Genomic DNA, 16,793 nt, shown 5'->3' on the forward strand with positions numbered 1-16,793 from the left:
GTTTCATAGTGTTTCGGTGGTCATAGCGTAGGGGAAACGCCCGGTTACATTTCGAACCCGGAAGCTAAGCCTTACAGCGCCGATGGTACTGCAGGGGGGACCCTGTGGGAGAGTAGGACGCCGCCGAACAATCATTGTAGAAAGCCCCCGTGCCATTCGGCACGGGGGCTTTCTGCGTTTAGGGTCGAGGTCATGCGCTATGACCTGGTGATTTTCGACAACGACGGCGTCCTCGTCGACAGCGAGCCCCTCTCCAACCGACACCTCGCCGCCTACCTCACCGAACTCGGCCACCCCACCTCGTACGAGGACTCCATCCGCGACTACATGGGCTCGGCGATGCATCGGGTGCACGATCTCGTCGAGGAGCGGACCGGGCAGCGGCTGCCGGCGGACTTCGACGACGTCTTCCACGCGCGCGTCTTCGCCGCGTTCGAGCGGGAGTTGAAGTCCGTGCCCGGAGTCGCCGACGTGTTGGAGAAGCTGACGGCGGACGGGGTGCCGTACTGCGTGGCATCCTCGGGGAGCCATGAGCGGATCCGGGTCGGACACCGGGCGGCCGGGCTGGACGGGTTCTTCGACGACGGGCGGATCTTCAGCTCGCAGGACGTCGGCCGCGGTAAGCCCGCCCCTGATCTGTTCCTGTACGCGGCCGAGCGGATGGGCACGCCTCCCGAGCGGTGCGTGGTCGTCGAGGACAGCCCGCTCGGCGTCCAGGCAGCCGTCGCGGCCGGGATGGACGTCTACGGGTTCACCGCGATGACGCCGGCGGAAAAGCTGAACGGCGCCGCCCGACTCTTCGACGCGATGGGGGAATTGCTGCCCCTGCTCACGGACGCCGCACGCGCCGAGAACTGAGCACAATTCATCTTTGACCGGATCTACCCACCGGTACCCCCGAGCCTTACGCTCGCCGCCATGACTGATGTGCTGCGGCGCGGCAGGGCCTCGCTGGCGTTCAGCTTCCTGGTGCAGGGCGTCGCCTTCGCTCTGCTCGTGACGCGCATCCCGGGCATCCAGAACCGGTACGGGGTCTCCGACGCGCTGCTGCCCGTCTTCCTGGCCGCCGTGCCCATCCTGGCCGGCATCGGCAGTGTCTCCACGGAGCGGCTGGTGAAGCGGGTGCCGCCCAGCCGGGTGCTGCGATGGTCCCAGCCGGTGGTGCTGCTGGCACTGCTGGGGGTCGGCGCCGGGCGGCAGATGGCCGTGCTGGCCGTGGCGCTGGCGGCGTTCGGGCTGGCCGTGGGGGCGCTGGACGCCTCGATGAACATGCTCGGGGTGAGTCTGCAGCGGGCGTACGGGCGCAGCATCATGCTGAGTTTCCACGCGGCGTACAGCCTGGGCGGGATCGTCGGGGCGTCGCTCGCCTGGGTGGGGGCGCACTGGGAGCTGGCGCTGTGGGTGTCGTATCTGCCGGTGGTGCTGGTGCTGCTGCCGGCCGCGCTGGTGGGCAGCCGGTGGTACGTCGACGGCGAGGCCCAGGCGCCGGAGGAGAAGGCTCGGGAGGAGAAGGCGCCGGAGGGGAAAGGCGCGGCGGTCGGCGGGGGCGCGGGCGGCGGGCTGAAGTGGCTGCTGCCGCTGTGCCTGGTGATGACGGTGGCGTACATCGGGGACTCGACGGTGTCCAACTGGTCGGCGAAGTACCTCCAGGACGTGCTGGGCAGCTCCGAGCAGACGGCGACCGTCCCGTACAACGTCTACATGGTGACGACGCTGCTGGGGCGGACGATCGGGGACGTCGGGGTGCGCCGGTTCGGGGCCGTGGCGGTGGTGCGGTCGGGGGCCGTGGTGGCGGCGGTGGGGTTCGCCGTGGTGGCCGCGGCGCCGGGGGTGTGGGCGGGGATGCTGGGGTTCACGCTGCTGGGGCTCGGGCTGTGCGTCCTGGTGCCGCAGACGTTCGCGGCGGCGGGGCGGCGGGCGGACGAGTCGGGGCGTCCTGGGGCGTCGGACGCGGCCGTGGCGCGGCTGAACGTCTTCAACTACGTGGGGTTCCTGATCGGTTCGCCGCTGGTGGGGGCGTTGGGCGATGCCTGGAGCTACCGCGGGGCGATGCTGGTGCCGATGGTGTTGGTGCTGGTGACGCTCGTGCACGCCCGTTCGTTCGCGCCGGGGGCCGACCGATACGGTGGCGGGCATGAGCGGCCGCACACAGCTGATGTGGGACGAAGCAGTAACGGGCTATGACTTCGGGCGGGACCACCCGATGGACCCGGTCCGGCTGGCGCTGACCCGGAGCCTGGTCGGCGCCCTCGGTCTGGACCGTGACGTCGACGTGGTCGCGGCGAAGGCGGCGGGGGAGTCGACGCTGCGGCTCGTCCACCGGGAGGACTACATCGACGCGGTGCGGTCCGCGTCGGCCGACCCCGGGGCGGCGGACCAGTCGTACGGGCTGGGGACGATCGACGATCCGGCGTTCGCCGGGATGCACGAGGTGTCGGCGCTGATCGCGGGCCAGTCGGTGGGCGCGGCGGAGGCCGTGTGGCGGGGCGACGCGCTGCACGCGGTGAACTTCGCGGGCGGGCTGCACCACGCGATGCCGGGCGCCGCCTCCGGCTTCTGCGTGTACAACGACGCCGCGCTGGCGATCGCCCGGCTGCTGGAGCTCGGTGCGGAGCGGGTCGCGTACATCGACGTCGACGTGCACCACGGGGACGGGGTGCAGGCGGCGTTCTGGGAGGACCCGCGGGTGCTGACGATCTCGCTGCACGAGCATCCCCGGACGTTGTTTCCGCAGACCGGGTGGCCCGAGGAGACGGGCGCGCCGAGCGCCGAGGGCAGCGCGGTGAACGTGGCGCTGCCGGCCGGGACCGGGGACGCGGGGTGGCTGCGGGCGTTCCACGCGGTCGTGCCGGAGCTGGTCGCGGACTTCCGGCCGCAGGTGCTGGTGACGCAGCACGGGGCCGACACGCATTTCGAGGACCCGCTGGCGCACCTGGCGGTGTCGCTCGACGCGCAGCGGGCGGTGCAGATGGCGTGCCACGAGCTGGCGCACGAGCACTCCGACGGCCGCTGGGTGGCGCTGGGCGGTGGGGGCTACGCGGTGATCGAGGTCGTGCCGAGGTCGTGGTCGCATCTGGTGGGCATCGCGGCGGAGCGGCCGGTGGAGCCCACGACGATGATCCCGGAGGGGTGGCGTCAGGAGGTGTACGCGCGGACCCGGCAGCCCGGCCCGCGCCGGATGACGGACGGCCGGTGGCCGGTGTCCTGGGCCGCGTGGGACGACGGGTACGACCCGGCGGACCGGCTGGACCAGGCGATCCGCGCGTCGCGGCGGGCGGTGTTCCCGCTGCGCGGGCTGCTGCCCTGACCGCCCCCCCGGGGGCGGGGCGTTACGCCGACCGTGGGGTGTGGTCCGGGTTCCGGTCACGGGGCGCGGCCGGGTGGCGCACCATCGCTCGGGTGGGGACCGTGGAGCGCCTGCGGGCGCATCTTCTGAGGGCCGGGCTCGCCGGGGTGGTGGGTACCGCCCGGGAGGAGAGTCTGCGCAGTTACCGGCTGTTCGCCGCGCGGGACCCGCGTGTGCTGATCGGTCTCGACCCCGTCGGGGCGTGGGGTGAGCGGGAGGTCCTGGCGCTGATGGCGGACCGGTGCGGGGTCTCGGCCGACCCGGGGGTCACCTCCGGGCCCGAGAGGATCGATCCGGAGCGTACGCTGTCCGCCCTGGACGCCTGTGCGGGGCTGCTGGCGGAGGCCGCGCTCCACCGGGTTCCGGTGCTGCTGGGCACCGGTCACCCGCATCGGCTGCTCGGTTTCTACGCCGCGCTCGCAGACGCGTTGTCGGCGGCGGGATGTAGCGTTCTCACCCCGGCGCAGGGTCGCTGTGTCGACATAACGACCCGGTTCGGTCTACGCACGGGCAATCTCGACTACGTCCGGGGGGTCGGGCTGGTCCGGGGCGCGACCTCGCGGCGCCCCGGTTGTGAGCCGGGCGCGCACACGCACTCCCCCCTCCCGGTTCGGGTCGCGCTGGCCGCGGCGGCGGACGCCGGCGGGCCGCTGCCCGGGCTGGTGATCGGTGACCACGGCTGGCTCTGCGGGGCAGGTCAGCTGGGGTTCGAGAGTGTCGGGCTGGCCGATGTGAACGACCCGGCGCCGTTCGTCGGGCAGGCCGAGGGGGCGGTGTCCGTGGTCGTTCCGGTTGACGACGGCGTGCGGTCCGATTACTACCTGCCGCTGACCCGCTACGTACTCAATCGAGCGTGTCTGTCACAGTAGGCCGCCGATGGGTGCACCTCTTCCCCACTCGCATCACCCGCCCCTACATTGGGGAGTGAGCACGCAACGACGAAGAGTCACCGGAAGGGGAAGCCGGTGGCCGTCGAGTGCGGAAGGTTCAGGTGTGTCATGGCTGCAGCTGGCGAGAGGCCTCTGAACGAGGTTCAGTTCCTTACCGTGGCGGAAGTCGCCTCGGTGATGCGAGTGTCGAAGATGACCGTGTACCGGCTGGTGCACAGCGGTCATCTGCCCGCGATCCGTGTGGGGCGGTCCTTCCGCGTCCCGGAGCAAGCGGTGCACGAGTACCTCCGCGAGAGCTATGTGGGGGTGGAAACCGCCTGACGGCGATCCGGGAAGGTCCGTATCGGGCACTCATGGGCCTTCCCGGTCACCTCGATTACGACCTCAGCGCTCGGGCGGGTAGGCTAGCCCCTCGTAGGTCGTGTGGGCCCATGGCGCCCAAACACCGAGTGATGAGAAGTGAGCGAGGGTAGTCGTGGGCTCTGTTATCAAGAAGCGGCGCAAGCGGATGGCCAAGAAGAAGCACCGCAAGCTGCTCAAGCGCACGCGCGTCCAGCGTCGCAACAAGAAGTAAGCGACAGCGCGAGAGCGTGTCCAGTGGCCCCCCACCGCGATTCGGTGGGGGGCCACTGCCTTGTGATACGCCCGGTGGGTCCGGTGCGGGCGGCGCGTGCGGTGGTACGTCCCGGGGATGTTGTCACTTCACGTATCCGCTCGGCGTCGCTGGGCTACGGGAACCCGATAGGTTGGCCGTCGGCAGCAGGGTGAGAGAAGGGCGCTGATCTTGGGGAAGGTCGTGCTGGTGACCGGGGTGGCCCGGCAGCTGGGGGGCCGTTTCGTGCGGCGGATCCAGCGGGATCCCGAAGTCGACCGGGTCGTCGCGGTGGACGCGGTGCGGCCCGAGCACCATCTGGGCGGCGCCGACTTCGTCCAGGCGGACATCCGGCAGCCCACCATCGCGCGGGTGCTGGCCGAGTCGGGCGCCGACACGGTCGTCCACCTCGACGTGACGGGCACGCCGCTGGTCAGCGGCAGCCGGGCGTCGCTGAAGGAGACCAACGTCATCGGCACCATGCAGCTGCTGGGCGCCTGCCAGAAGTCGCCGAGCATCAGGCGGCTGGTGGTGAAGTCCAGCACCAACGTCTACGGTTCGGCGCCGCGCGACCCGGCGGTGTTCACCGAGTCGACCCCGCCCAAGTCGCTGCCCAGTGGCGGCTTCGCCAAGGACACGGTGGAGGTCGAGGGCTATGTGCGCGGCTTCGCCCGGCGCCGCCCGGACGTGGCGGTGTGCGTGCTGCGGTTCGCCAACATCCTGGGCCCGGCCGCGGACACCCCGCTCGCGTCGTACTTCGCGCTGCCGGTGCTGCCGACGGTGCTCGGCTACGATCCGCGGCTTCAGTTCGTGCACGAGGACGACGTGGTGGAGGTGCTGCGGATCGGCGCGCACGAGCCGCGGCGCGGAACGCTCAACAGCGGGACGTTCAACATCGCCGGCGACGGGGTGCTGCTGCTGTCGCAGTGCTCGCGGCGGCTGGGCCGGCCGACGGTGCCGCTGCTGCTTCCCGCGGTCACCTGGGCGGGCTCCCTCGTGCGTACGCTGGGGATGTCCGACTTCTCGCCCGAGCAGATCCGGCTGCTGACGCACGGACGGGTGGTGGCGACGGACCAGATGCGGGAGACGCTCGGTTTCACCCCCAAGTACTCGACTGCTGAAACGTTTGCGGACTTCGTGCGCAGCCGTGGTCCCGGGCTGCTGCCGCCGGAGACCGTCGCGAGGGCTGTCGACCGGGTCGCCGCGCTGCCCCTGCCGGGCAGCGGTCATGTGCCGACGCAGAGCGCCAACTGAGGAGCGCAGCAACGATGGCGGACGCCAAGGTCATTCCGTTCGACGACGACCACCGCTCCCGCGGGGGTGCCGCGTCGCGTCGCCGTGCTGCGGCCGGCCGGCGCACGGGCGGCGGGCGGCCCGCCGCGGTGGGGGAGGTCCAGCCCCTGCCGGGGGCGGTGCCGGTGCGGCAGGATGAGCCCGTGACCGGTGACGAGGAGCAGCCGAGGGAGCCGGCCGCTGACCGTGACGGCGACGGCGGTCTGGAGCAGCGCCTCGCGAGCGGGCTGGCGTTCCTGCGCCGCCGGCTCACCGGGGACTACGAGGTCGACGACTTCGGCTACGACGAGGAGCTCACCGACCAGGTCCTGATGTCCCTGCTGCGCCCGATGTACGAGAAGTACTTCCGGGTCGAGGTGAAGGGTGTCGAGAACATCCCGTCGGAGGGCGGCGCGCTGATCGTCGCCAACCATTCGGGGACGCTCCCGGTGGACGGGCTGATGATGCAGGTCGCCGTGCACGACCACCATCCCGCTGAGCGGCATCTGCGGTTGCTGGCGGCGGACCTGGTGTTCGTGCTGCCGGTGGTGAACGAGCTGGCGCGGAAGCTGGGGCACACGCTGGCCTGTGCGGAGGACGCCGAACGGTTGCTGGCGCAGGGCGAGTTGGTCGGCGTGATGCCGGAGGGCTTCAAGGGCATCGGGAAGCCGTTCTCCGAGCGGTACAAGCTGCAGCGGTTCGGCCGGGGCGGGTTCGTGTCGACGGCGCTGCGGCACGGTGTGCCGATCGTGCCGTGCTCGGTCGTCGGGGCGGAGGAGATCTACCCGATGATCGGCAACGCCAAGACGCTGGCGCGGCTGCTGGGCTTCCCGTACTTCCCGCTCACGCCGACGTTCCCCTGGCTGGGGCCGCTCGGGGCGATCCCGCTGCCGACGAAGTGGACGATCCAGTTCGGGGAGCCGATCCCCACGGACGGGTATCCGCCGGAGGCGGCGGAGGACCCGATGCTGATGTTCAACCTGACCGACCTGGTCCGCGAGCAGATCCAGCACACGCTGTACAAGCTGCTGGTGCAGCGGCGGTCGGTGTTCTTCTGAGGGCCTCGCGCGCGGCAGGAGGGGCTGGGGGCGGCCCTCGGGTGAGGGGCGCCCCCAGCGGGCTAGTTCCGGTCCTCCGCGTCGATGCCCAGCCCCGGGAGGAGCCCGGGGAGGAGCGGCGGGAGGGTGACGTCGGGGGCGGGAGGCCGGGTGGCCGTGCCGGTGGCCGGCGGGGTGCTCTGGCCGCTCTCCTTCGGCGGGTCGAGGAGGCCGCCGGTGTTGCCGCCGAGCAGTCCGTCCTTCTCGCGGCCGGTGTCGGCGGATCCGGTCGGTCCCGCACTGTCCGCGTCGCGCTCCTCGGCGGTGTCCCGGCCGGTGCCGGGGGACTGCGAGGGGCCGGGCTCGGACGGGGTGCCGGAGGCCGAGGCGGTGCCGTCGCGCCGCGCCCCTTCGCCCTGCTTGTCGTCCGCCGGCTGGGGGAGCAGGGACCGCAGCGGGGCCACGTCTTCGTCTATGGCGTCGAACACCGACGAGACCTGCTCACTCACGTCGCCCAGCTGCACGGGGAGCCGGTCGCGCAGGCTGCCCCAGGTGTCGCGGTGGGCCTGCGAGAAGGAGGACAGCGCCTGCATGGGGCTGAGCGAGTCGGGGTTGCGCTCGTAGGCCTCGCGCAGCAGCCGGTGGCCCTCCGCGGCGTCGTGCCGCATGCCGGAGAGCGTGCGGCGGATCTCGCTCAGGTCCTCGTGGTCGAGGGAGCCGCCGCGGTCGCGCTCCATGAGGCGGCGGGCCTCGCTCAGCCGGGTGGAGGCGTGGTCGAGGTAGACGCGGCCGCGCTCGTCGTCGCCGTCGGCGAATCCGAGCTTGACGTCCTCGATGCCGCGCTTGAGTCCGTAGAGGGAGTCACCGGGGAGGGCGTCGGAGCTGGCGGCGGCCACTCCGCCGAGGGCGCCGGCTGCGACGCCGACGGTGAGTCCGCCCGCGGTGAGTCCTTTGGCCAGCCGCGACCGGGGCCGCAGTTTGCCCAGCGGGGTCGCCCGGTGGGCGCCCTTGGCCCGGCGTGAGCGCTGTCCGGGGACGGCCCGGTCCGTCGCCTCGCCCGCGGCGGTGCCCTCCTGGAGCATGGCCTCGAACGCGGCCACCAGCTGGGCCCGCTGGACGACCTTCACCTCGGGGTCCAGTTCCGGTTTGGGCAGCGTGCCCAGACCGGAGGCCAGCGTGAGCAGCTGGTCCCGTTCGGCCTCGGCGGCGGCCGGGGCCGGTGCCGGTCCTTCGGTTCGCTCGGCCGCCGTGCCCCGGTCGGACTGCTCCTCCAGGGCCTGGGCGAAGGCGTTCGCCCGCCGGTGCGCCGATACGTTCGCGATCACTGGCGGCACCTCCTCTCGTCATGACGGTCGACTCCCCAGGGGGTCCTGAGGGTTCCCCGGGCCGGCCGACGCCACACGATCGGGTGAGCGGAGCCGGTCAGGGGGTGACCACAGGGAGCCTGTATCCCGCACAACGACGGGCGCGGCACTTGGGTTACGGACATCGGATGCCCGAATCAGGAAACCAACCCAGTTTCACTCACGGTGAGTTGGATGTCGCCGAGCGTGCCGCCCGGTGGAGGGTGAGTCAGCGGGCGTCGTCCGGGAGCAGTCGGGCGAGTGTGCGGACGGCCCGGTACTGGAGGGTCTTGATCGCGCCCTCGTTCTTGCCCATGACGCGGGCGGTCTCGGCGACGGACAGCCCCTGGAGGAACCGGAGCGTGACGCACTCCTGCTGTTGGGGGTTGAGACGTCGTACGGCATCGAGGAGGGCGGCGTTGGACAGGGACTCGAGAACGGAATCCTCGGGGGAGCGCTCGACCTCGTTGGCGTCGAGCATCTCGCCGGTGGTGACCTCGAGACGGAAGCGGCTGGACTTGAAGTGGTCGGCGACGAGGTTGCGGGCGATGGTCACCAGCCAGGCGCCGAAGTCACGGCCCTGCCAGGTGAAGGTGCCGATGCGGCGCAGGGCCCGCAGAAAGGTCTCGCTGGTGAGGTCCTCGGCGGTCGCCTTCCCGCCGACCCGGTAGTAGATGTAGCGGTAGACGGTGTCGCTGTACTGGTCGTAGAGCCGGCCGAACGCCTCCGCCTCGCCCGCCTGGGCGCGCTCCACGAGGTCCATCATCCGGGCGCTGTCGCTGTCGGCGGCCGGACGGCGGGTGGTGGTGGCGGCGGACGGGCGTCCCCGTCTGCCGACCGCGGCCGTGCCCTCGGCAAGGGCGTAGCACGGGCCGGCGGGGGCGGTGGCGAATGCGGGGACGGCGTACGCGGGGGGGACGATTCCGCGCAACATGTCTCGGGCTGTCGCGACGACTGTCGCGCGCAGCGTAGCCAGGCCCGAGGCGTCAACCCCGACGTGTGGGTACACGGGACTCCCAGAGGCAGAGCTTCCATCACGTGCAGTGCGGGGCCGTTCACCCGTCGTGGCGAAGGGATGGTCCCGGAATGCGTCTGAGGAGAATAACGCTTCGTACAGGCCCTGCTACACCCAGTTGCTCAAATCATCGATTACGTCGCTTCCGTAACCGGTTGACGCATGTTCAGGGGTGGCCTGTTGACCGATTGGTGACCGGATGCTTTCGCTTTCGGGTTAAGTCCCGGGCGAGTTGTGGCCGTGTGCAGCCAAGAGGACTGCTGGGGGCGGTTGCTGGGTACGGCAGTCGGATTGGGCGTGTCGCGGCCCGGCCCGCTCACGGTGGGCACGCGCGGGCCCGCCGCGGGACGTCAGCGGCGCTTGCGGTGCAGGGCGATGGCGGCGGCCGTGCCCCCGGCCACCGCTCCCACGCCGGCCGCCGCCGGGATGCCGACCTTGGCGGCCTTGCGGCCGGTGCGGTAGTCGCGCAGCCGCCAGTCCATCCGGCGGGCGTGCTTGCGCAGCTTGGAATCGGGGTTGATCGCGTAGGGGTGGCCCACCAGCGACAGCATCGGGATGTCGTTGTGCGAGTCGCTGTAGGCGGCGCAGCGACTGAGGTCCAGCCCCTCCGCCAGGGCCAGCGCGCGGACCGCCTCCGCCTTCGCCGGGCCGTGCAGCGGCTCGCCGACCAGTTTGCCCGTGTACACGCCGTCGACGGACTCGGCGACCGTGCCCAGGGCGCCGGTCAGGCCGAGCCGGCGGGCGATCACCGTGGCGATCTCCACCGGGGCGGCGGTGACCAGCCACACCCGCTGGCCCGCGTCGAGGTGCGCCTGGGCCAGCGCCCGGGTGCCGGGCCAGATCCGCTCCGCCATGTACTCGTCGTAGATCTCCTCGCCGATGGACTGCAGCTCGGAGACGCGGTGGCCCTGGACGATGGAGAGCGCCGAGTCGCGGGCCTCCTGCATGTGCTCGGGGTCCTCGACGCCGGCCAGCCGGAACCATGCCTGCTGCCAGGCGAACCGGGCGAGCTCGCGGGTGTCGAAGAACTTCCGCTTGTACAGGCCCCGCCCGAAGTGGAACAGGGCGGCGCCCTGCATCACGGTGTTGTCCAGGTCGAAGAACGCGGCGGCCCGCTCGTCACCGGGAACCGGGAACGCGGGTTCGCGTTCGGAAACTTCCTGGGTGGACTTGCGTGCGGCCTCCGCCGAGGCCTCGCCTGCCAACACGCTCCGCGCCGTGGCGGAGCGCCTACGGGGAGTGAGCCATCCGAGAGCGGCCATGGCGTGAGCATAGCCAGTGTGCGGGGCCGATCCGGAGCCGAGAGGTACGGACGTCGTGAACTCTGTGTGTCCCGACGGTTGTCCCCGGCCTCCTGCCGCGCGGGAGAATGGCCCGTATGAGTCCACTCTTCCGTCGCGCCCGGCCCGAGGGGGACCGGCTCGTGACCCTGGTGCGCAAACCCGGCTGCCATCTGTGCGACGACGCGCAGGTGGTGGTGGAGAAGGTGTGCGCCGACCTCGGCGTCCCGTGGGAGTCGAAGGACATCACCGAGGACCGGGAGCTGTACGACCGGTACTGGGAGCAGATCCCGGTGGTGCTCGTCGACGGCCGTCAGCACACCTTCTGGCGCGTGAACGAATCCCGGCTCCGCGCGGCGCTGAGTGACTGACCGGCCAGTCCAAACTGGCCGGAAAGTCGCTTAGGATCGATGGTGACTTGGTCTCGGGGGCGGGATTCACAGAGGGAAGTGGATGTTTTGCCCCTAGAAGACAAGGAACGGCGGTGCGGGTGCGCCGGTTCCGTCCACGTGCGCCGGGGGCGCGTGACCCCGGTCACGTTGGCCGGGCAAATCGGACACAATCTTTGTGCACGCGTTCACAAAGACATAGCCTGCATTCGACGGGGCGGTCCGGGGACGTATGACCGCCTGAAGCCCCGCTCTACCCGCAGGAGCACCGTGGCAACTGGCCGAACTCACCGACCGGCGACCCGTAGCCGAGGGATTCCCGAGGCCACCGTCGCCCGGCTTCCGCTGTACCTCCGTGCCCTGACCGCGCTCTCCGAGCGCTCGGTGCCCACGGTCTCCTCCGAGGAGCTGGCGGCCGCGGCGGGGGTCAACTCCGCGAAGCTGCGCAAGGACTTCTCCTACCTGGGCTCCTACGGCACCCGGGGCGTCGGCTACGACGTCGAGTATCTCGTGTACCAGATCTCCCGGGAACTGGGCCTCACCCAGGACTGGCCGGTTGTGATCGTCGGTATCGGTAACCTCGGCGCCGCCCTGGCCAACTACGGCGGGTTCGCCTCCCGTGGTTTCCGGGTCGCCGCGCTGATCGACGCCGACCCCGCGATGGCCGGGAAGCCCGTCGCCGGAATCCCGGTGCAGCACACCGACGAGCTCGAGGCGATCATCCGGGACAACGGCGTGTCCATCGGTGTCATCGCCACCCCCGCCGGTGCCGCCCAGCAGGTCTGCGACCGGCTCGTGGCCGCCGGTGTCACCTCCATCCTGAACTTCGCGCCGACCGTGCTGACCGTCCCGGACGGGGTCGACGTGCGCAAGGTGGACCTCTCCATCGAGCTGCAGATCCTCGCCTTTCACGAGCAGCGCAAGGCCGGTGAGGAGGCCGCCGAGGTGGCCGCCCAGGCCGCCGCCGGCGCCGCCGCCGCGCGTGAGACGTCCGCCACCGACCAGGGACCCGACGGGGACGTACCCGCCGTGATGCCGGCATGAGCGTCCTCGTCGTCGGACTGAGCCACCGCAGCGCCCCGGTCAGCCTGCTGGAGCGGGCGTCGCTGAGCGTGGACGCGCAGACCAAGCTGCTCCAGGACACGGTCGCCGCGGAGCCGGCTTCCGAGGGCGCGGTCCTCGCCACCTGCAACCGCATCGAGCTGTACGCCGACGTGGACAAGTTCCACGCCGGTGTCGCCGAGCTGTCCACGCTGCTCGCCCAGCACAGCGGGGTCGGCCTGGAGGAGCTCACTCCTTATCTTTATGTGCACTACGAGGACCGGGCCGTGCACCACCTGTTCTCGGTGGCCTGCGGACTGGACTCGATGGTCGTGGGCGAGGGGCAGATCCTCGGCCAGATCAAGGACTCGCTCGCCCGGGCGCAGGAGACGCACACCGCCGGACGTCTGCTGAACGACCTGTTCCAGCAGGCGCTGCGGGTCGGCAAGCGCGCCCACTCCGAGACCGGCATCGACCGCGCCGGGCAGTCCCTGGTCACCTTCGGCCTGGAGCAGCTCGCGCTCGGCACCCCCGTTGAGTCCTGGGCCCGCGGCAAGAAGGCCCTGGTCATAGGCGCCGGCTCGATGTCCTCGCTGTCCGCGGCCACGCTCGCGCGTGCCGGGGTCGCCGAGGTCGTCGTCGCCAACCGCACGCCCGACCGCGCCGAGCGGCTGGTGCGGATCCTCACCGAGGGGGACGACACGGACGTGGCGGCCCGCGCGGTCCCGATGACATCGGTGCCGTTCGAGCTGACACGTGCCGATGTGGTCGTTTCCTGCACGGGCGCGACGGGCCTGGTCCTGACCGCCGACATGGTGGCCGCGGGCGTCGAGGGACGCGTCGGGACGGCGCCGGTCGTCGACCTCGACGCCGTCGCCGACGAGGACGCCCGCGAGAGCGCCCCGCCCGCGCCTGCTCCCGCCGAGGACGGCTGCCCGGTGGACCTGCCCACGGTGCGGCCCGGCTTCTCCGTGATGGGGGAGGCGGCCGTCGCCGGGATGGACGCGGCCACGCTGGAGCAGCACGGCGCGTGGGCGGCGGGCTCCGCCGTCGACCGCCGGGACGCCGCCCGCGGCACCGGACCCGAGGCGGACGCCGAGGTCATCGGCGCGCTCGCCGCGGCCGCGACCGCGATCGGCCGGATCCCCGAGCGCCGGCGGCCCGAGGCGGTCGACGTGCCGCAGCGCCCCGAGCCCGTACTGTTCCTGCTGGACCTCGCCATGCCGCGGGACGTCGACGCGGCGGCGCACCGCCTGCCCGGCGTGCGACTGGTGGACATCGAATCGCTCGCGGAGGCGTCCGCGGACGCTCCGATGGCTGCCGATGTGGACCAGGTCCGGCGTATCGTCTCCGACGAGGTCGCCGCGTTCGGCGCGGCACAGCGGGCGGCGCACATCACGCCGACCGTCGTCGCCCTGCGGACCATGGCGGCCGACGTGGTGGCCGGTGAGATCGCCCGCCTGGAGGGGCGGCTGCCCGGCCTGGACGACAAACACCGCGCGGAGATCACCCAGACCGTGCGACGGGTGGTCGACAAGCTGCTGCACGCCCCGACGGTCCGGGTCAAGCAGCTCGCGGCCGAGCCCGGCGGAGCCGGGTACGCGGACGCGCTGCGCACCCTGTTCGACCTCGACCCCGAGACGGTGGCCTCCGTCTCCCGCGCCGAGGAAAGCACCGAGAAGAACGCAGAGAACCGAGGGCCGGGATGACTGAGAAGGCACTGAGGCTGGGGACCAGGCGCAGCAAGCTCGCCATGGCCCAGTCCGGGCAGGTGGCGGATGCCGTGAGCCAGGTGACCGGACGGCCCGTCGAGCTCGTCGAGATCACCACGTACGGCGACGTCTCGCGCGAGCACCTCGCGCAGATCGGCGGCACGGGCGTCTTCGTCGCCGCCCTGCGGGAGGCGCTGGCACGCGGCGAGGTGGACTTCGCGGTGCACTCCCTGAAGGACCTGCCGACCACGCAGCCCGACGAGCTGGTCGTGGCGGCGATCCCGGTACGGGAGGACCCGCGGGACGTGATCATCGCGCGGGACGCGCTGAAGCTCACCGATCTGCCGCGCGGGGCGCGCATCGGTACCGGTTCGCCGCGCCGCATGGCGCAGCTGAACGCGTACGCGCGCACCCACGGCCTGGACTTCGAGACGGTCCCGATCCGGGGCAACGTCGACACCCGCATCGGGTACGTCACCAAGGGCGACCTGGACGCGGTGGTGCTGGCGGCCGCCGGGCTCAACCGGGTCGGCCGCAGTGACGAGGTGACCGACTTCCTGTCGGTCGACACGGTTCTGCCCGCCCCCGGCCAGGGGGCACTGGCGGTCGAGACCACCGCGGACAACGCGGAGCTCATCGCCGCGCTCGCCCAGCTCGACGACCCGCTCACGCGGGCCGCCGTGACGGCCGAGCGGTCACTGCTCGCCGCCCTGGAGGCCGGCTGCAGCGCACCCGTGGGGGCGCTCGCCGACCTTCTGGTTGACGGGCAGATTGTCAAGGAAATGCGCCTGCGGGGCGTCGTCGGCTCGACCGACGGTTCCACGCTGGTGCAGCTGTCCACCACCGGTCCCGTGCCCGAGACGCACGAGGCGGCGATGGCGCTCGGTCGCGGACTCGCCACCGAGATGCTGGCGCAGGGCGCGGCCGGTCTGATGGGGGAGCGAGCACTTTGAGCCCCACCACTCTTCCCGCCCCTCCGGAACAAGGGCACGTCACCTTCCTCGGTGCCGGACCCGGGGATCCGGGACTGCTGACCCTGCGCGCCGTGGAGGCCCTGGCGAACGCGGATGTCCTCGTCGCCGAGCACGACGTGCTCGATGTCGTACGGACGCACGCCAGGCAGGGCGTCTCCGAGGTGCACACGGACGCGGACACGTCTGCGTCGTCCACGCCGGGCACGGGCACGCCCCAGCTGACGGTCGTTGACGGCGCGTCAACAACCGCCGGAATTCCCTCGATGAGGGATGCCGCACATCTTGTCATGGAGGCCGCGCGGGGCGGCAAGCGGGTCGTCCGTGCGGTGTCCGGCGATCCCGGCCTCGACGCGTACGCCGCCGAGGAGATGCTGGCGTGCGCCTCGGCCGGGGTGCCGTTCGAGGTCGTGCCCGGTGTCGCCACCGCGGTCGGCGTGCCCGCGTACGCCGGTGTGCCGCTGCGGGACGCCCAGGGCACCGACGTGCGGTTCGTCGACGCGCGGACGGCGTCCGACCGGTGCTGGACGGAGGTCGGCGCCTCCGACGGCACGGTGGTCGTCTCCACCACGCTGGACGCGGTGGCCGCCGCCGCGGGCGAACTGGTGTCCGCCGGACGTAAGCCCGACACCCCTCTGACGGTGACCGTCGCGGGCACCACGACCCGCCAGCGCACCTGGACGGCGACGCTCGGCACGATCGCGCAGACGCTGAAGCAGGCGAAGGTGCTGCCCTCCCCGGAGGGCGGCCGGCCGGTGATAGCCGTGGTCGGTGAGCGTTCCGCCGCCGCCCAGCGGGACCGGCTGGCGTGGTTCGAGTCCAAGCCGCTGTTCGGCTGGAAGGTGCTCGTGCCGCGCACCAAGGAGCAGGCGGCGTCGCTCTCCGACCAGCTGCGGTCCTACGGGGCCGTGCCGCACGAGGTGCCGACCATCGCGGTCGAGCCGCCGCGCACGCCCCAGCAGATGGAGCGCGCGGTCAAGGGCCTGGTCACCGGCCGCTACGAGTGGATCGCCTTCACGTCGGTCAACGCGGTCAAGGCGGTGCGGGAGAAGTTCGAGGAGTACGGGCTCGACGCCCGCGCGTTCGCCGGGATCAAGGTCGCGGCGGTGGGCGAGCAGACCGCCAACGCGCTGATCGCCTTCGGCGTGAAGCCGGACCTGGTGCCGAGCGGCGAGCAGTCGGCCGCCGGTCTGCTGGAGGACTGGCCGCCGTACGACCCGGTCTTCGACCCGATCGACCGTGTCTTCCTGCCGCGCGCCGACATCGCCACCGAGACGCTGGTCGCGGGTCTGATCGAGCTGGGCTGGGAGGTCGACGACGTCACGGCGTACCGCACCGTGCGCGCGTCGCCGCCGCCGGCGGAGACCCGTGAGGCGATCAAGGGCGGCGGCTTCGACGCGGTGCTGTTCACCTCGTCGTCGACGGTGCGGAACCTGGTCGGTATCGCGGGCAAGCCGCACAACGTGACGGTGATCGCGTGCATCGGCCCGGCCACGGCGAAGACGGCCGAGGAGCACGGGCTGCGGGTGGACGTGATGGCTCCCGAGCCGTCGGTCCACAAGCTGGCCGAGGCTCTGGCCGACTTCGGTACGCGGCGCCGGCTGGCGGCGCTGGAGGCGGGCGACCCGGTCACCCGGCCCAGCGAGCGGCGGCCGGGGGCGCGGAGGCGTCGCTCGACGACGTGAGGTGAGCCGCGGTTCGTGACGGCGGGGCGTGCCTTCGGGCACGCCCCGCCGTCGTGCGTGCGGGGGTCCTGTCAGGCCGTGGGCCAACTCCAGCACGGTCAGCTCCGGCCACTGCCGACGCCATCGCGCGGGACGCCGTCCGGCGGAGCGCCTTGGGCAACGTGTCGTTGCGGCTCAGGATGCTCTGCAGCGCGGCCAGTTGCTCGTCCAGCGGGAAGCG

Annotated in this window: 16 protein-coding genes and 1 rRNA gene; 14 read left to right on the plus strand and 3 right to left on the minus strand. The window is 71.9% G+C overall.

Annotation, left to right across the window (positions count from 1 at the left end; all coding sequences use genetic code 11):
* Nucleotides 1-12: 12 nt before the first annotated feature.
* From rrf to B100_RS0102820, 9 genes are all read left to right on the plus strand, one after another.
* Nucleotides 13-129 (plus strand): 5S ribosomal RNA (rrf, locus tag B100_RS0102780).
* A 63-nt stretch (nucleotides 130-192) separates the two neighbouring features.
* Nucleotides 193-858: an HAD family hydrolase gene (locus tag B100_RS0102785; RefSeq protein WP_024882950.1), complete on the plus strand. Its 666-nt coding sequence runs from the start codon at nucleotides 193-195 to the stop codon at nucleotides 856-858.
* 60 nt (nucleotides 859-918) lie between these two features.
* Complete coding sequence (locus B100_RS0102790; protein ID WP_024882951.1) at nucleotides 919-2,184, plus strand: MFS transporter; 1,266 nt, start codon at nucleotides 919-921, stop codon at nucleotides 2,182-2,184.
* On the plus strand, nucleotides 2,135-3,307 hold the full coding sequence (locus B100_RS0102795) for an acetoin utilization protein AcuC (protein ID WP_064751461.1): 1,173 nt from the start codon (nucleotides 2,135-2,137) through the stop codon (nucleotides 3,305-3,307). The genes B100_RS0102790 and B100_RS0102795 overlap by 50 nt, the downstream gene beginning before the upstream one ends.
* 92 nt (nucleotides 3,308-3,399) lie before the next feature.
* Nucleotides 3,400-4,215 carry a phosphatase gene (locus tag B100_RS0102800; RefSeq protein WP_024882953.1) on the plus strand — a complete coding sequence of 272 codons (816 nt, stop codon included), beginning with the start codon at nucleotides 3,400-3,402 and terminating at the stop codon, nucleotides 4,213-4,215.
* Between the two features lie 129 nt (nucleotides 4,216-4,344).
* Nucleotides 4,345-4,557 carry a helix-turn-helix domain-containing protein gene (locus B100_RS0102805; RefSeq protein ID WP_004984898.1) on the plus strand — a complete coding sequence of 71 codons (213 nt, stop codon included), beginning with the start codon at nucleotides 4,345-4,347 and terminating at the stop codon, nucleotides 4,555-4,557.
* A 154-nt stretch (nucleotides 4,558-4,711) separates the two neighbouring features.
* Nucleotides 4,712-4,810 carry a 30S ribosomal protein bS22 gene (locus B100_RS35195; protein WP_003948845.1) on the plus strand — a complete coding sequence of 33 codons (99 nt, stop codon included), beginning with the start codon at nucleotides 4,712-4,714 and terminating at the stop codon, nucleotides 4,808-4,810.
* Between the two features lie 210 nt (nucleotides 4,811-5,020).
* Complete coding sequence (locus tag B100_RS0102815; protein WP_024882954.1) at nucleotides 5,021-6,082, plus strand: NAD-dependent epimerase/dehydratase family protein; 1,062 nt, start codon at nucleotides 5,021-5,023, stop codon at nucleotides 6,080-6,082.
* 14 nt (nucleotides 6,083-6,096) lie between these two features.
* A complete protein-coding gene (locus B100_RS0102820; RefSeq protein WP_024882955.1) occupies nucleotides 6,097-7,158 on the plus strand; it encodes a lysophospholipid acyltransferase family protein in 1,062 nt (353 codons plus the stop codon).
* 62 nt (nucleotides 7,159-7,220) lie between these two features.
* On the opposite strand, the gene B100_RS0102825 is transcribed toward B100_RS0102820, so the two are convergent.
* The 3 genes from B100_RS0102825 to B100_RS0102835 form a co-directional block, all read right to left on the minus strand.
* Nucleotides 7,221-8,462 carry a DUF5667 domain-containing protein gene (locus tag B100_RS0102825; protein ID WP_024882956.1) on the minus strand — a complete coding sequence of 414 codons (1,242 nt, stop codon included), beginning with the start codon at nucleotides 8,460-8,462 and terminating at the stop codon, nucleotides 7,221-7,223.
* Nucleotides 8,463-8,709: 247 nt separating this feature from the next.
* The gene (locus B100_RS0102830; protein ID WP_024882957.1) at nucleotides 8,710-9,489 is read right to left on the minus strand and encodes an ECF subfamily RNA polymerase sigma factor, BldN family; all 780 of its coding nucleotides are present in this window, start codon (nucleotides 9,487-9,489) and stop codon (nucleotides 8,710-8,712) included.
* 356 nt (nucleotides 9,490-9,845) lie between these two features.
* On the minus strand, nucleotides 9,846-10,757 hold the full coding sequence (locus B100_RS0102835) for an HAD family hydrolase (RefSeq protein ID WP_051489918.1): 912 nt from the start codon (nucleotides 10,755-10,757) through the stop codon (nucleotides 9,846-9,848).
* A 116-nt stretch (nucleotides 10,758-10,873) separates the two neighbouring features.
* Here B100_RS0102835 and B100_RS0102840 point away from each other — a divergent pair, with 116 nt between their 5' ends.
* The 5 genes from B100_RS0102840 to B100_RS0102860 all read left to right on the plus strand — a co-directional run bounded on the left by B100_RS0102840 (nucleotide 10,874) and on the right by B100_RS0102860 (nucleotide 16,573).
* Nucleotides 10,874-11,146, plus strand: coding sequence for a glutaredoxin family protein (locus B100_RS0102840; protein WP_024882959.1), 273 nt, complete (start codon nucleotides 10,874-10,876; stop codon nucleotides 11,144-11,146).
* A gap of 288 nt (nucleotides 11,147-11,434) precedes the next feature.
* Entirely contained in the window at nucleotides 11,435-12,208 is a 774-nt protein-coding gene (locus B100_RS0102845; RefSeq protein ID WP_024882960.1) for a redox-sensing transcriptional repressor Rex, read from the plus strand.
* The gene (locus tag B100_RS0102850) at nucleotides 12,205-13,914 is read left to right on the plus strand and encodes a glutamyl-tRNA reductase (protein ID WP_024882961.1); all 1,710 of its coding nucleotides are present in this window, start codon (nucleotides 12,205-12,207) and stop codon (nucleotides 13,912-13,914) included. Before B100_RS0102845 ends, B100_RS0102850 begins: the two co-directional genes overlap by 4 nt.
* On the plus strand, nucleotides 13,911-14,870 hold the full coding sequence (hemC, locus tag B100_RS0102855; RefSeq protein WP_024882962.1) for a hydroxymethylbilane synthase: 960 nt from the start codon (nucleotides 13,911-13,913) through the stop codon (nucleotides 14,868-14,870). Before B100_RS0102850 ends, hemC begins: the two co-directional genes overlap by 4 nt.
* Nucleotides 14,867-16,573, plus strand: a complete 1,707-nt coding sequence (locus tag B100_RS0102860; protein ID WP_024882963.1) for a bifunctional uroporphyrinogen-III C-methyltransferase/uroporphyrinogen-III synthase — start codon at nucleotides 14,867-14,869, stop codon at nucleotides 16,571-16,573. Before hemC ends, B100_RS0102860 begins: the two co-directional genes overlap by 4 nt.
* The last annotated feature ends 220 nt before the right edge of the window (nucleotides 16,574-16,793 follow it).

The sequence above is a fragment of the Streptomyces sp. CNH189 genome, assembly GCF_000527195.1.